12 protein-coding genes are annotated in these 13,755 nt (G+C 60.3%); 8 read left to right on the top strand and 4 right to left on the bottom strand.

Translation table 11 applies throughout. The features are described from left to right. Nucleotides 1-29: 29 nt before the first annotated feature. From PMI09_RS12635 to PMI09_RS12620, 4 genes are all read left to right on the top strand, one after another. Nucleotides 30-461 (top strand): OsmC family protein, encoded by a 432-nt coding sequence (locus tag PMI09_RS12635; RefSeq protein WP_007793984.1) that lies wholly within the window; start codon nt 30-32, stop codon nt 459-461. Between the two features lie 292 nt (nt 462-753). Further along, nucleotides 754-1,362, top strand: coding sequence for a TetR family transcriptional regulator (locus PMI09_RS12630; RefSeq protein WP_037082965.1), 609 nt, complete (start codon nt 754-756; stop codon nt 1,360-1,362). Between the two features lie 52 nt (nt 1,363-1,414). Beyond that, nucleotides 1,415-2,551, top strand: a complete 1,137-nt coding sequence (locus tag PMI09_RS12625) for an efflux RND transporter periplasmic adaptor subunit (protein ID WP_007793979.1) — start codon at nt 1,415-1,417, stop codon at nt 2,549-2,551. A 25-nt stretch (nt 2,552-2,576) separates the two neighbouring features. Then, nucleotides 2,577-5,723: an efflux RND transporter permease subunit gene (locus PMI09_RS12620; protein WP_007793975.1), complete on the top strand. Its 3,147-nt coding sequence runs from the start codon at nt 2,577-2,579 to the stop codon at nt 5,721-5,723. A 44-nt stretch (nt 5,724-5,767) separates the two neighbouring features. Here PMI09_RS12620 and PMI09_RS12615 read toward each other — a convergent pair whose 3' ends face one another. Continuing rightward, nucleotides 5,768-6,127 carry an antibiotic biosynthesis monooxygenase gene (locus tag PMI09_RS12615; protein WP_007793972.1) on the bottom strand — a complete coding sequence of 120 codons (360 nt, stop codon included), beginning with the start codon at nt 6,125-6,127 and terminating at the stop codon, nt 5,768-5,770. A 127-nt stretch (nt 6,128-6,254) separates the two neighbouring features. Between PMI09_RS12615 and PMI09_RS12610 the strand changes: the two genes are divergently transcribed. Beyond that, nucleotides 6,255-7,130 (top strand): LysR family transcriptional regulator, encoded by an 876-nt coding sequence (locus PMI09_RS12610; RefSeq protein ID WP_007793968.1) that lies wholly within the window; start codon nt 6,255-6,257, stop codon nt 7,128-7,130. Here PMI09_RS12610 and PMI09_RS12605 read toward each other — a convergent pair. From PMI09_RS12605 to PMI09_RS12595, 3 genes are all read right to left on the bottom strand, one after another. Next, nucleotides 7,123-8,046, bottom strand: a complete 924-nt coding sequence (locus PMI09_RS12605; protein WP_007793966.1) for an ROK family protein — start codon at nt 8,044-8,046, stop codon at nt 7,123-7,125. The two genes, PMI09_RS12610 and PMI09_RS12605, sit on opposite strands and share 8 nt — an antisense overlap. Nucleotides 8,047-8,119: 73 nt before the next feature. After that, on the bottom strand, nt 8,120-9,454 hold the full coding sequence (locus PMI09_RS12600) for a sensor histidine kinase (protein WP_007793964.1): 1,335 nt from the start codon (nt 9,452-9,454) through the stop codon (nt 8,120-8,122). Nucleotides 9,455-9,456: 2 nt separating this feature from the next. Continuing rightward, on the bottom strand, nt 9,457-10,110 hold the full coding sequence (locus tag PMI09_RS12595; RefSeq protein WP_007793961.1) for a response regulator: 654 nt from the start codon (nt 10,108-10,110) through the stop codon (nt 9,457-9,459). A gap of 224 nt (nt 10,111-10,334) precedes the next feature. On the opposite strand from PMI09_RS12595, the gene PMI09_RS12590 reads away from it, so the two are divergent. From PMI09_RS12590 to PMI09_RS12580, 3 genes are all read left to right on the top strand, one after another. Continuing rightward, the gene (locus PMI09_RS12590) at nt 10,335-11,288 is read left to right on the top strand and encodes a sugar-binding transcriptional regulator (RefSeq protein ID WP_007793956.1); all 954 of its coding nucleotides are present in this window, start codon (nt 10,335-10,337) and stop codon (nt 11,286-11,288) included. Nucleotides 11,289-11,433: 145 nt separating this feature from the next. Next, nucleotides 11,434-12,744 carry an ABC transporter substrate-binding protein gene (locus tag PMI09_RS12585; RefSeq protein WP_037082962.1) on the top strand — a complete coding sequence of 437 codons (1,311 nt, stop codon included), beginning with the start codon at nt 11,434-11,436 and terminating at the stop codon, nt 12,742-12,744. Between the two features lie 137 nt (nt 12,745-12,881). Continuing rightward, nucleotides 12,882-13,754: a carbohydrate ABC transporter permease gene (locus PMI09_RS12580; RefSeq protein ID WP_007793952.1), complete on the top strand. Its 873-nt coding sequence runs from the start codon at nt 12,882-12,884 to the stop codon at nt 13,752-13,754. Nucleotide 13,755: the final 1 nt, after the last annotated feature.

Genomic DNA, 13,755 nt, shown 5'->3' with positions numbered 1-13,755 from the left:
GCTTCCTCTAATCCAGATAGGAGAACGGCATGCAGATCAATCGTACAGGTTCAGCGCAGTGGTCCGGCGGACTGAAGGACGGCAAGGGGCAGATCTCCACGCAGAGTGGCGCGCTCAAACACTATCCCTACGGTTTTTCGAGCCGCTTCGAAGGTATCCCAGGTACGAATCCGGAGGAGCTGATCGGGGCGGCACATGCCGGCTGCTTCACAATGGCCCTCTCGCTTATCCTGGAAGAGGCGGGCCTCAGGGCAACCGATATGGAAACGACGGCAAAGGTGACGCTTGAGAGCGTGGAGAGTGGTTTCGCCATCACGGCGATCCATCTTACGCTGACCGGCACGGTTCCGAACACCGATGAAAGGACATTCATCGAACTCGCCAACAAGGCCAAGGCTGGATGCCCGGTGTCGAAGGCGCTCTCGGCTGTTCCGATCTCGTTGGACGTCAAGCTCGCCTGAGCGATCAGGTAAGACCGAGTGCCGGGTATTGATGCCGGCACCTGTCGTCTGCCTGGTCTTTTAAGTTCCATTTTATCGCGGCGCTACGCCCTGCAGCTTAGGCTGGCGGGGCGATGTCTTGCGCCTTGCCGCTTCCCATCATCCCGAATTCCGACCCAACTTACTGACCGCAGCAGTTAAGGCAGCGTCGGGACCGCGTGGCACAAGCGAGAAAATGTTGACAGATTACGATTGATATTTTACGACTGATGAAATTCGAAAATCGTCAGTCGTAAGCGAGGTGTCCGAATTGATCAGCGATGCTGCGGAAAACACGATCGAACTAGCCCGTCAGGAGAATGTGACGCGCATTCTCGACGCTGCCGAGCGGCTTTTCCGTCACTACGGATATTCAAAGACAACGGTTGCCGACATCGCCCGCGATCTCGGTATGTCGCCGGCCAACGTCTATCGCTTTTTTGCATCGAAGGTGGAGATCCATCAGGCGATCTGCGGCCGGATGATGAATGTTAGCTACCAGATGGCCTACGACGCCTGCCATTTGCCAATCAGCGCTTCCGATCGGCTGCGCCGCTTCGTCGAGGGCCAGTACCAGATGACGGTCGAGACCATGCTCGACCAGGAAAAAGTGCATGAGATGGTTATCGTTGCCATTGAGCGCGATTGGCACGTCATCGAAAAACACGTCGACAGCATTCATGAATTGATCGCCGATGTGATCCGCGAAGGGATCGCAGCCGGCGAGTTTGCCAAGCAGGATGCGGATGTCGCGTCCCGCTGTTTCGGGGCTGCAACCATCAGTCTCTGTCATCCGCAGATGGTGGCGCAGTGCCTTGCCAAGACCAACCGCGCCACCGTCGATGAACTGGTCGAATTCTCGATCAGGGCGCTGAAAAAATAACAGGCGGCCAAAGCCGCAGATCAACCGACAAGCTATTTCAGGAGTGCGAAAGATGATTTCGCTGAAGACAGTACAGTTGCCGTCCTTTGCCAGCCTCGCGCTTCTTGGCGCCGTTGCGCTCGCCGTATCCGGCTGCAGCGAGGAGAAGAAAGCAGAGACGAAGGAGATCATCCGGCCCGTCAAGGTGGTCGAGATCGCTGAGGCTGGCGATACGCGCTCGCTTGATTACTCCGGTGCGGTGAAGGCCCGCGTCGAGATGAACCTTGGCTTCCGCGTTGCCGGGAAGATCACCGACCGTCGCGTCAACATCGGCGATCGCGTCAAGCCGGGTGACTTGCTCGCGGAAATCGATCCGACCGACTATGAGTTGGCGGTCAAGACCGCCGAGGCAAACCTTGCCGCTGCCGAAAAGGGTGTGGGAACCGCCGACCTTGCCAACAAGCGCGCCCAGCAGCTCTTCGACAAGAGCGTCACGGCAAAATCGCAGATGGAGCAGGCTGCCCTCAGCTACGATCAAGCCGTTTCGACACGGGATGCCGCAGCTTCGTCCCTCGATCAGGCAAAGAACCAGGTCGCCTACACCGAACTGAAGGCGGACCGGAACGGCATCGTGACGTCGATCAGCGCCGACACCGGCGCCGTTGTTGCTGCGGGGACGCCTGTCGTTACCGTCGCGCTCGATGGCGAGAAGGAAGTGCAGATCGCCGTTCCGGAAAACGATGTTGCGCAGTTCAAGCCGGGCAAGACGGTCAAGGCCAGCTTCTGGTCCGACAGTAAGCTGGTGCTCGACGGCAAGGTGCGTGAGGTTTCCGGCAGCGCCGATGCACAGTCGCGGACTTTCTCGGTTCGCGTCAGCCTTCCGACCGACGATCGCGTGCTGCTCGGCATGACGGCGACGATCGAGGCCGCCATTGGCAATGCCGAGACCAACGTTGCCATTCCGCTCAGTGCACTTGCCGAGAGGGACGGCAAGAAGATCGTATGGGTCGTCGACCGCAATGCGTCGACCGTCCATGCCCGCGAGGTCAAGGTTGCGGAGTTCACCGGCGGCGGCGTCCATGTCGCTGACGGCCTGAAAACTGGCGATCTCGTCGTCGCGGCCGGCACGCAGTTCATGACCGAGAACCTCAAGATCAAGCTGCCGGAACAGCAGTCGGCGCAAGCCGAAACCGGCGACATCATTCGCTAGAGTCCGGCCAGGAGAGGATACGATCATGGACAACTCGACCGCCGAGAAGCGTCCCTTCAACCTGTCGCGCTGGGCGATTGGCCACCCAAGCATCGCGCGCTTCCTATTCGGCTTGATCCTGATCACCGGTGTGCTCGGCTTGATGCGCATGGGCCAGAAGGAAGATCCGGATTTCACCTTCCGCGTTATGGTCGTACAGGCCATCTGGCCGGGCGCCTCCATCCAGGAAATGGAAGACCAGGTCGTCAACAAAATCGAGCGTAAGCTGCAGGAAACCCCCCACATTGATTGGGTCAAATCCTATACGCGGGCGGGCAGCGCCATCATTACTCTGCAGGTCAAAGGCGATACCAACAGTGAACAGGTGGCCGACGCGTTCTATCAGGTCCGCAAAAAGGTCGGCGACATCTCCAATGAGCTGCCGGACGGGCTGCTCGGTCCCTATTTCAACGACGAGTTCGGCGATACCTACATCACGCTGCACTCGATCAGCGGCGATGGTTACAGCTATCCCGAGTTGAAGAAATTCGCCATCCAGGCACGCGACATGTTGCTGACGACGCCTGGCGTCGAAAAGGCGGTCATCATCGGCGACCAGCCTGAGAAGATCTACATTGACGTTTCTTCGAAGGCACTGGCTGAACGCGGCCTGACCGTGCTCGACCTGCAGAACGCAATCAAGGGGCAGAACAGCGTCGATCCGGCCGGGTCGGTCGATACCGGCACGCGTTCGGTGCGCATCTCCGTCGAAGGTGACGTGACAAAGGCCGAGGATATCCGCGAACTGCGCATAAAGGCCGGCAATCAGGTGACGCGTCTCGGGGATATCGCCACGGTCTATTCCGGCCTCGAAGATCCCTATCAGCGCAAATATCGCTTCAATGGTCACGAGAGCGTCCAGGTCGGTGTTGTCATGGCCAAGGGCTTCAAGGTGACCGATGTCGGCAAGGATGTCGAAGCCACCTATCAGCGCTTCGAGGAATCGCTGCCCTACGGCGTGGCCGTTGACCAGATTTCCAACCAGCCCGACGTTGTCACCGACGCGATCAGCGAGTTCATGCATGCGCTCGGTGAAGCACTGATAATCGTGCTCATCGTCTCCTTCCTATCCATCGGCTGGCGCTCGGGTCTCGTGATCGCGATCGCTATCCCACTCGTGCTGGCTGCGACCTTCGCCATCATGTACGAGCTCGGGATCGACCTGCAGCGCATCTCGCTCGGCGCTCTGATCATCGCGCTCGGCCTGCTCGTGGATGACGCGATGATCGTCGTGGAATTGATGGAGCGAAAACTCGAGGAGGGGCTTGTCAAGATCGAGGCGGCGAGCTTCGCCTATTCCTCGACCGCCTTCCCGATGCTGACCGGTACGCTGATCACCACCGCCGGGTTCATCCCGGTTGGCTTTGCGGCCTCGACCGCCGGTGAATATGTGCGCACGCTGTTCTATGTCGTTGGCATCGCGCTTGTCGTCTCGTGGTTCGTGGCGGTCTATTTCACGCCATGGCTCGGCTACATGATCCTGAAGCAGCGCCACCATGCGGGCCAGCATCACGATGCCTTCGATACGAACTTCTACCGACGCCTTCGGGCAACCGTCGGCTGGGCCGTGCGTCATCGCATCATCGTGGTGGCAATGACATTGGTCACCTTCGCGACCAGCCTCTGGGCGTTCCAGTTCATTCCACAGAACTTCTTCCCGCAGTCGTCGCGCCCGGAAATCCTCGTCGACCTCTGGCTGCCCGAAGGCACCAGCATCAGGGACGTCGAGGCGCAGACGAAGGCGCTCGAAGCCAAGATCATGGACGATACGGACAAGAAATTCGTCGCCACCTATATCGGCGAAGGCGCCCCGCGCTTCTTCCTGCCGCTCGACCAGCAGCTTCGCAATCCGAACTTCGCGCAGCTTCTTGTCATGGCAAACGACGAGCCGGCGCGTGAACGGCTGATCGTGAAGCTGCGGACGATCCTTGCGGAAGACTTCCCTGATATCCGCGGCAAGGTGGATCGTCTGTTCCTCGGCCCCCCGACGGGCTGGCCGGTGCAGATGCGCATCATGGGGCCGGATCGCCAGGAAGTCCGCAAGATCGCCGACGAGGTGAAGGCAAAGTTCCAGTCCAATCCGCTGCTCGGCGCGATCCATGACGACTGGCTGGAGCCGGTGCCGGCGATGAAGCTGGTGATCGATCAGGACCGTGCCCGTGCGCTCGGCGTCACCTCGCAACGCGTTCGTCAGATGCTGCAGACAGCCGTATCCGGCGCGCCGCTTGACGACTTCCGCGATGGCGAGGAGACGGTATCGATCGTTGCCCGCGAGCCGGAGGACAACCGCTCGCTGCTGTCGGCGGTCAATTCGGTCTACGTGCCGACGGATTTCGGCGGCTTTGTTCCGGTTTCGCAGGTTGCCAAGGTGGTGCCGGTTCTGGAGCAGGGGATCGAATGGCGGCGCGACCGTCTGCCGACGATTACGGTCCGCGCAACGCTACCGGATGGCGTGCAGTCCAATGACGTGGTCATGACGATGTATGCCGACATGCAGTCGCTGCGCGACAGCCTGCCGGCCGGCTACAAAGTCGAGATCCAAGGTGGCGCGGAAGATTCCGCGGAAAGCCAGGCCTCGATTGCAGCCAAGGCGCCGATCATGCTCGTCGTTATCGTCATCCTGCTGATGGCGCAGCTGCAGCATTTCGGCAAGGCCATGCTCGTGCTGGCAACCGGTCCGCTCGGGATCATCGGCGCGGCCGCTGCCCTGCTGATATCGGGTGCACCGTTCGGCTTCGTCGCTATCCTCGGCGTCATCGCACTGCTCGGCATTATCATCCGCAACTCGATCATCCTCGTCGACCAGATCGATCAGGACATCAAGGCGGGGATGCATCGGCAGGAAGCGATCGTCGGTGCCGCGGTCCGACGTTTCCGCCCGATCATGCTGACGGCGCTGACGGCTGTCCTGGCGCTGATCCCGATCTCGCGTGGCGTCTTCTGGGGTCCGTTGGCTTACGCCATGATGGGCGGCATTCTGGTCGCGACGGTACTGACGATCCTGGTGCTGCCGGCTGCGTACGCGCTGTTCTTCGGCAAGGAGCCGAAGGCGGCCAGCGCCGAAAGCGATCGGTCGAACGCCAATGACGACGCGGTGGATGATCGCCATCCCCCGGCTGTCGCTGCCGAGTGAAGTCAAAAGGCGCGGTGAAAGCCGCGCCCTTCTCCCTTTAGAGATCAGCCTTCTGCGTTCGCGCGCTTTGGCAGCACGAGATCATCCACCGTGTAGGCGTGGAATTCACTCGTCGAGACGCTGTCGAGCATGCGGAATTTCTGAAGAAAAACCGGATCGGCGAAAAACTCGCCGACATTGCCTTCATCCTGGATCGCTTCGATGTTGACGACGGTCTCGCCGTCCGTGCTTTTCGAAAGGTTGCTCCAAAGGAAGCCTTCCTTGCGTTCCGCGACATAGTGAACGACGTCCTGGATGATCCGGAAAGCCTCTTCCTGTTTTCCCGGATGGGCGTGAATGACGTTGACGATGAAGGTCGTGGGCGCCGGCGCGATATTGAAGCCGGCGGCGTATTCTTTGGACATGTTAGTCTCCGTGGTTGCAAAGCCGAGTTTTCGGCCGACGGGAGCGTGATAGCCTTGTAGCGATTGCGGAAAAATGGGACGACATTCCGATAAGATCGGACTGTTTTGTCCGCAATGGGAGGAATGCTTGGATAACTTTGGTGCGCTCGGAATATTCATACAGGCCGCCGAACTCCGCAGTTTCGCCAGAACAGGACAGCAATTCGGTATCTCGTCCTCAGCGGTCGGCAAGGCGATTGCGCGGCTTGAGGATCGGCTGGGAGTGCGGCTCTTTCATCGCAGCACGCGCAGCATCACCCTGACGCCCGAAGGGGCGATGTTCCTCGAGCGCTGCCGGCGGATCGCCTGCGAGATCGAAGCGGCAGAGCTTGAGCTGGCGAGGACTAAGGCGGTGCCGCGTGGAAAGCTTCGTGTCAGTCTACCGCTGGCAGGCATGTTGTTCATGCCGACGATTACGACGTTCATGCGGTCCTATCCCGAGATCGAGCTGGATCTGGATTTTACCGATCGCCTTGTCGATGTGATCGATGAGGGGTTCGATGCCGTAGTTAGAACGGGCGAGATCAGCGATTCGCGTCTGATGACGCGCACGCTCGGCAAGTTCTCTCACCGCATTGTGGGCTCGAGCGAATACCTCGGCCGCATGAGTGTGCCGACGACATTGCAGGACTTGCGGCGTCACTTTTGCCTCCATCACAAATACCCCTCGAGCGGCAAGCTGGAGCGGTGGCCATTCCGGAGCGATGATGCGGTGGATCTGCCCGTATCCTCAATCGCGAGCACCCTGGAGCCCTTGATCTATATGGCCGAGAGCGGGATCGGGCTTGCCTGCCTGCCACTCTTTGCTGTGCGCGACCAACTCCGTTCGGGCCGGCTTATCTCCGTGATGGAAGAAGAGCTGGCAGACGTCGGCGCTTTTCGCATCCTATGGCCTGCCAATCGCTACCCGACCCCGAAGATACAGGTCTTCGTCGACTACATGGCGCGGCATCTTTTCAGCTAGCCGCGAGAGCGGCTTCCGCTTTCAAGCCGAGCAGCGCAGCGCCGATCAGGCCGGGTTCGACGCGGCATTCGCTGCGGACCACCAGCGGGCGATCGAATTTGCGCAGGATGCGCTGCCGGACGGCCTTGTCCAGCTCTGCAAGCAGCGGTTCGACGTTGGAAAGCCCGCCGCCGACGGGAACGATGGTCGCGCCCGTGATGTTGATGGTCAGCGCAAGCGGTGAGGCGACGAGATCGACGAAGACGTCGATGGTGCGCGCTGCCTTGGCCTCGCCTTTCAACCAGTCATCGATAATTTCCTGGCTGGAGAGATCGACGTCATGCAGCGTCTTGTACAATCGCTCGAGACCACGCGCGCCGCCGACCGTATCGACACACCTCGTCTGGCCGCAGCCGCAGGGATAGGCCGGGATCGCGACCGGCGGATTGCCGGCGTGAGACGCAAGCGCCGGTCCATGACCCCATTCGCCGGCAAAGCCGCCGGCGGCATTGATCAGACGACCGTCCGCGACGACGCCGCCGCCGACGCCTGTTCCGAGAATGGCACCGAGGACGATGCGGTGACCGCGTCCGGCGCCGAGATCGGCTTCCGCCATGGCGAAGCAGTCGGCATCATTTGCAATCAGTACTGGCAGGCCAAGTTCGGCTTCGAGGTCGGCGGCGAGATTGCGGCCGTGGATACAGGGAATATTGGCGCAGGTGAGCCGATGCGTATCCGGATCGACCACGCCGGCGATCGAGAAGGCAAGGTGCGTCGGCTGCTCGCCGGTTTGCGCGATGATGGCGCGCAGCGTACCGACGAAGGCAGAAAAGTCGTCCTTGGGGGTTGGGCGACGGCCAAGCGGCGTGATGTTGGTTTCGGAGTGCGCCACACCACCCTTGATGGCGGAGCCGCCGATGTCGAAAGAGATGATCATTCGGGTTCTGCTGCTTTGGATGGCCTCTGCGTCTGCTCGCACCCTTCCGCGGGTTTTGCAAGCCAAATCCGGGCTAGGCCGGAAGCGTCATTTTCGCCTCGAAGCCGGTTTTCGCGCCGGTCGCCGGCGACAACAATTCCAGCGTCCCGCCCATTTGGGACACGATGCGGTCGGCAATCGCTAGTCCGAGCCCGGAACCGGACGCTGTCGTTTTGCCGCGGCTGAAACGCTTTTTCAGGCCCGCCATCTCGGTCTCGCGAACCGGCGGTCCGCCGTTGACGACGCGGATGACGCCGCCGCTTTCGAGGCTGACATTGACCGGCAGGTCCGGATCGCCGTGCAGCAACGCATTCTCGATCAGGTTCCGGGTGACAATGCCGAAGGCGTCCATGTCGGCGTTGCGGATGAGCTTTGTGTCCGGCGCGGCGGAATATCGAAGCCTACCATTCGTGCGGCTGTCGCGTTGAAAGTCGGTGACGACCATGTCCAGGACCGGACGCAGGTCGACCGCATTTGAACTCCCACCGATGCCGGCTTCCGCGCGTGACAACTGCAAGAGCTTTTCTGCCAAACGGCCGAGATTGACCAGCGAAGCCTCGACCTGTTGGACGCGATCTCGCGTTGCACTAGGCGGCAATTCCTCGGCAAGGCGCTGAGTCTGTGCAAGCGCGCCGGCGATCGGCGTTCTCAGTTCGTGCGCGCTGTTGGCGGTGAATTCGCGCTCCGCCTCGAGAGCCGCACGCAGGCGCCCGAGGAGCAGGTTGACCGATCGCGCAATCGGCCGCAGTTCGACCGGCAGGTTCCGATCGTCGACCTCGGCCATGTTGCCACTGTCCTTCGTCCCGATATCTCGCCGAAGCGTCTCGATCGGTCGCAGCGCGCGCCCGACGATGAACCAGATTGCGAAAATGCTGGCCGGAATGAGCGCCACCAACGGGATCAGCAGTGTCACGGTGCTTTCGCGCACTGCCTCGCGCCTGTTCTTGAACCGGTCAGCCACTTGCAGGAACAGAGAGCCGTCGGCTGTCATCTCGGTATAGATTCGAGCTGTCGGTGTGTCGTAAAAGCCGGTGCGAAGCGGTGCATCGAAGGGCTCGACCGGGGCGTCATTCGAGCGCAACGCTACCTTGCCGCTGGTGTTGCGCACCTGATAGGTCAGATACTCGCGTCTGGCCGCAGCGTCGAACATCGCCATGCTGTGCGGATCGACCTTCGTACTCTGGTTCAGATCGTCGAGGATCAGAGCCAGCAGGCGCTCGGTCGTCTCCTGCTGGGCGCCGTCGAAAATCTCGTCGAATTCATGCTGCATCACGCGAAAGCTGAGGCCGATCGCAGCGAGCCAGAAGACGACCATGACGGTCGTCAGGGCAAGAATGAGTGGGCCGGTGATGCTGCGTTCGCGTTTCATCTTCATCCGAGTGTGTAGCCGATGCCGCGTGCCGTGCGGATCCTGTCCTTGCCGATCTTCTTGCGTAAGCGGCTCACATAGACCTCGACGGTGTTGCTTTCGATCTCCGAGCCGAACGCATAGAGCGCTTCCTCGATTCGGTCCTTCGGAACGATCGCGCCTGGGCGGGCGGTCAAAAGGTCGAGCACCGCCCATTCGCGGCTCGTCAGGATGATCGTTTCGCCGGCCACGGAGAGTTGATGCAGGGGCCGGTTGATCTCGATATCGGAAATGCGGAGCACGGGATGCGGATTGGCGTCATAGCGGCGCGCGACCGCCATGATACGCGCTTCCAACTCGTCCAGATTGAACGGCTTCACGAGATAGTCGTCGGCGCCGGCATTCAGTCCATCGATGCGATCCGAAATCTGGTCGCGCGCGGTCAAGATGATAACGGGCGTCTTCAGGCCTCTTTCGCGAAAGCGGCGAAGAAACTCAACGCCACTGCCATCCGGGAGCTGAAGATCGAGAAGGATCAGCCCGTAGTCGACAGGTCGAGACGCGGCGTCAGCGTCGGCGAGACTTTGTACCCAGTCGACAGCATGATTGGCCGCGACGACGTGATCCCGCACTGCTCCACCAATTATTCTGTCATCTTCAACCAGCAGAATTCGCACAGTTTTTTCCTCGCTGCCAGTTAGCTCGCAGTTCAACCCTCGGTCAAGCAAGGCTTGATCGACAAAGATGACAAGCAGATGGCATCCGGCCCCCGCGCGGCAAGTCAAAATAGGCTGTGCGATTTCTCAATGCACTCGACATTTGCCCGAATTCTGGTTTGATCTGCCGCAATGTGTATCTTCGCGTCGGCTACGGCCGGTCCTTTCAGCATGGTAGAGACTTGATGGTAAGAAAATCCGAGACTTCGGGACGGCTGGATGACGCGGCGCGTGCAGGATGGCTCTACTACGTGGCGGGACGGACGCAGGATGAGATTGCCTCTTCCATGGGGATTTCGCGGCAATCGGCACAGCGTCTGGTGTCACTCGCCGTTGCCGAACGGCTCATCAAGGTGCGGCTCGACCATCCGATCGCCGCTTGCCTCGAACTCGCCAATGCCGTGCGCAAGAAGTTCAACCTGAAGCATGTCGAGGTCGTGCCGAGCGACCCGGGCTCCAGCTCGACGACCGTCGGCATCGCGGAAGCCGCGGCGGCTGAAATCGAACGCTGGCTGAAGCGGACGGATCCGATCGTGCTGGCGGTCGGTACAGGGCGAACCTTGAAGGCCGCGGTCGATCAGCTGCCTGCCATCGAATGTCCCAGCCATCGCATCGTGTCGCTGACCGGCAACATCGCGCCTGATGGTTCGGCCGCTTATTACAACGTCATCTTCAGCATGGCCGACGCGGTGAAAGCGCGGCACTTCCCGATGCCGCTGCCGGTCCTGGTGACGTCGGCGCAGGAGAGGGAAACCTTGCACGGTCAGCAGCTCGTCCGCTCGACGCTGGAGATCAGCGCGCAGGCGGACGTGACATTCGTCGGCATCGGTGAGCTTGGCATCGACGGGCCGCTTTGCGTCGACGGCTTTCTCGAGAAGGACGAGATGATGGAGCTGATGCGCAACGGCGCCGTAGGCGAGATCTGCGGCTGGGTGTTCGATGGCGAAGGCAAGCTCCTCGACAACCCGATCAACGAGCGGGTGGCCTCTGCGTCGATCCCCTCGCGCGAGTCTTCGACCGTCATTGGAATCGGCAAGGGTAAGCGCAAATTCAAGGCGATCAAGGCGGCTGTAACAGGCCATCAGATCAATGCGCTTATCACCGATGAGGATACTGCCGAGTATCTGCTCAAGTCGTGAGCAAATATTTATTCATTTAAATTCAGGTAGATAACCCCCGCCTTCGCTGCTGCAGCAACGAATGGTGATTGACATTTTTCTCCCATGAGCGAGTAATTGCCCATGAGCAAAGCGAATGCTCGCACCCATCTTCTGGGAGGAAGATATGACATTGAGAACTCTCCTGCTGGGCGCCTGCTCAGCACTGGCGTTTGCCGGCATGGCTTCGGCCGAAACGCTGACAATCGCGACCGTCAACAACGGCGACATGATCCGGATGCAGAAGCTGACGGATGACTTCAAGAAAAAGAACCCCGACATCGATCTCGAGTGGGTCACCCTCGAAGAAAACGTCCTGCGCCAGAAGGTCACGACCGACATCGCGACCAAGGGCGGCCAATACGACGTTCTGACGATCGGTACCTATGAAGTTCCGATCTGGGCAAAGCAGGGCTGGCTGTTGCCGCTCGACAATCTGGGCGCCGACTACGACGCTGACGACCTGCTTCCGGCAATCCGCAGCGGCCTGACCGCAGACGGCAAGCTCTATGCAGCGCCGTTCTACGGCGAAAGCTCGATGGTCATGTACCGCAAGGACCTGTTCGAAGCCGCCGGCCTGAAGATGCCGGACGCGCCGACCTGGGACTTCATCGCGGAAGCCGCGAAGAAGATCACCAACAAGGACAAGGAAATCTACGGCATCTGCCTGCGCGGCAAGGCCGGCTGGGGTGAAAACATGGCCTTTCTGACGGCGATGTCGAATTCCTTCGGGGCACGCTGGTTCGATGAGCAATGGAAGCCGCAGTTCGATCAACCGGAGTGGAAGGACACGCTGAACTTCTACGTCAACCTGATGAAGGAAGCCGGCCCTCCGGGCGCTTCGTCGAACGGCTTCAACGAAAACCTGGCGCTCTTCCAGACCGGCAAGTGCGGCATGTGGATCGACGCGACCGTTGCTGCATCCTTCGTCAGCAACCCGAAGGAATCGACCGTCGCCGACAAGGTCGGCTTCGCTCTGGCTCCGGACAAGGGTCTCGGCAAGCGCGGCAACTGGCTGTGGGCCTGGAACCTCGCCATCCCGGCAGGCTCGCAGAAGGTCGAGGCAGCCGAGAAGTTCGTCGCCTGGGCAACGAGCAAGGACTACACCAACCTCGTCGCCGAGAAGGAAGGCTGGCTGAATGCACCTCCCGGTACCCGCACGTCGCTCTATGCAAATGCCGACTACCAGAAGGCAGCGCCTTTCGCGAAGATGACGCTCGACAGCATCAACGCGGCCGATCCGACCAAGCCGACCGTCAAGCCGGTCCCTTATGTCGGTGTCCAGTTCGTCGCTATCCCTGAGTTCCAGGGCATCGGCACGGCGGTCGGCCAGCAGTTCTCCGCGGCTCTCGCCGGCCAGGTTTCGGTCGACCAGGCCCTGCAGAGCGCACAGCAGTTGACGACCCGCGAAATGACCAAGGCTGGTTACATCAAATAAAATAACCTCCTGAGAAGGCGGGGCCTTTGACCTCCCCGCCCGTCTGGGTCGCCGAATTGCCCAAACTGCATCGGCGGCCCTTTTTTGCTCAGCTGTCCCGCAGCCGTCTGCCTCTTTGAACAGGATCGGTCATCGCCATGGCAACGTTACACACCCGCTCCGCAGCGCGAATGATGATCGCACCATCCGTTGTGCTTCTCTTCCTGTGGATGATCGTCCCGCTCGTGATGACGATCTATTTCTCGACGCTGAGCTACAATTTGCTCAGCCCGGGAATGGAAACCTTCGTCGGCTTCCTGAACTACAAATATTTCCTAACCGATCCCGCCTTTTTCTCCGCATTGATCAATACGTTGCTCCTGGTGCTTGGCGTGCTGTTGATCACTGTCATCGGTGGCATCTTGTTTGCGCTGCTGCTCGACCAGGATATTTACGGGCAGGGGATCGTGCGCATTCTGGTGATCGCGCCCTTCTTCGTCATGCCGACGGTTGCGGCGCTGGTGTGGAAAAACATGTTCATGAACCCGGTCAATGGGCTCTTTGCGCATCTTGCCAAGGCACTCGGCCTACAGCCTTACGACTGGCTGGCGAATGCGCCGTTGTTTTCGATCATCCTGATTGTTGCCTGGCAATGGTTACCCTTCGCGACCCTTATCATGCTGACAGCACTGCAGTCGCTCGATGAAGAGCAGAAGGAAGCCGCCGAGATGGACGGCGCCGGTGCGCTCTCGAAGTTCTTCTACATCATCCTGCCGCACATGGCGCGCGCCATCACGGTGGTTATCCTGATCCAGACGATCTTCCTGCTCTCGGTCTTTGCCGAAATTCTGGTGACCACCAACGGTGGCCCTGGCACGCAGAGCACGAACCTTACCTTCCTCGTTTACGCGCAGGCACTGCTGCAATTCGATATCGGCGGCGCCTCGGCAGGTGGTATCGTCGCGGTTATCCTCGCCAACATCGTTGCGATCTTCCTCGTCCGCCTCGTCGGCAAGAATCTGGAGGCTTGAG

The sequence above is a fragment of the Rhizobium sp. CF122 genome, assembly GCF_000282035.1.
Lineage (GTDB): Bacteria > Pseudomonadota > Alphaproteobacteria > Rhizobiales > Rhizobiaceae > Rhizobium.
Note: the sequence above shows the minus strand (reverse complement) of the source record. Positions and strands in the feature narration are given on the sequence as shown.

What these genes read in the sequence shown, in the direction of transcription:
- PMI09_RS12635 (WP_007793984.1), top strand. Translation starts at nt 30, where the DNA reads ATGCAGATCAATCGTACAGGTTCAGCGCAGTGGTCCGGCGGACTGAAG.
- PMI09_RS12625 (WP_007793979.1), top strand. Translation starts at nt 1,415, where the DNA reads ATGATTTCGCTGAAGACAGTACAGTTGCCGTCCTTTGCCAGCCTCGCG.
- PMI09_RS12620 (WP_007793975.1), top strand. Translation starts at nt 2,577, where the DNA reads ATGGACAACTCGACCGCCGAGAAGCGTCCCTTCAACCTGTCGCGCTGG.
- PMI09_RS12615 (WP_007793972.1), bottom strand. Translation starts at nt 6,127, where the DNA reads ATGTCCAAAGAATACGCCGCCGGCTTCAATATCGCGCCGGCGCCCACG.
- PMI09_RS12605 (WP_007793966.1), bottom strand. Translation starts at nt 8,046, where the DNA reads ATGATCATCTCTTTCGACATCGGCGGCTCCGCCATCAAGGGTGGTGTG.
- PMI09_RS12600 (WP_007793964.1), bottom strand. Translation starts at nt 9,454, where the DNA reads ATGAAACGCGAACGCAGCATCACCGGCCCACTCATTCTTGCCCTGACG.
- PMI09_RS12590 (WP_007793956.1), top strand. Translation starts at nt 10,335, where the DNA reads ATGGTAAGAAAATCCGAGACTTCGGGACGGCTGGATGACGCGGCGCGT.
- PMI09_RS12585 (WP_037082962.1), top strand. Translation starts at nt 11,434, where the DNA reads ATGACATTGAGAACTCTCCTGCTGGGCGCCTGCTCAGCACTGGCGTTT.
- PMI09_RS12580 (WP_007793952.1), top strand. Translation starts at nt 12,882, where the DNA reads ATGGCAACGTTACACACCCGCTCCGCAGCGCGAATGATGATCGCACCA.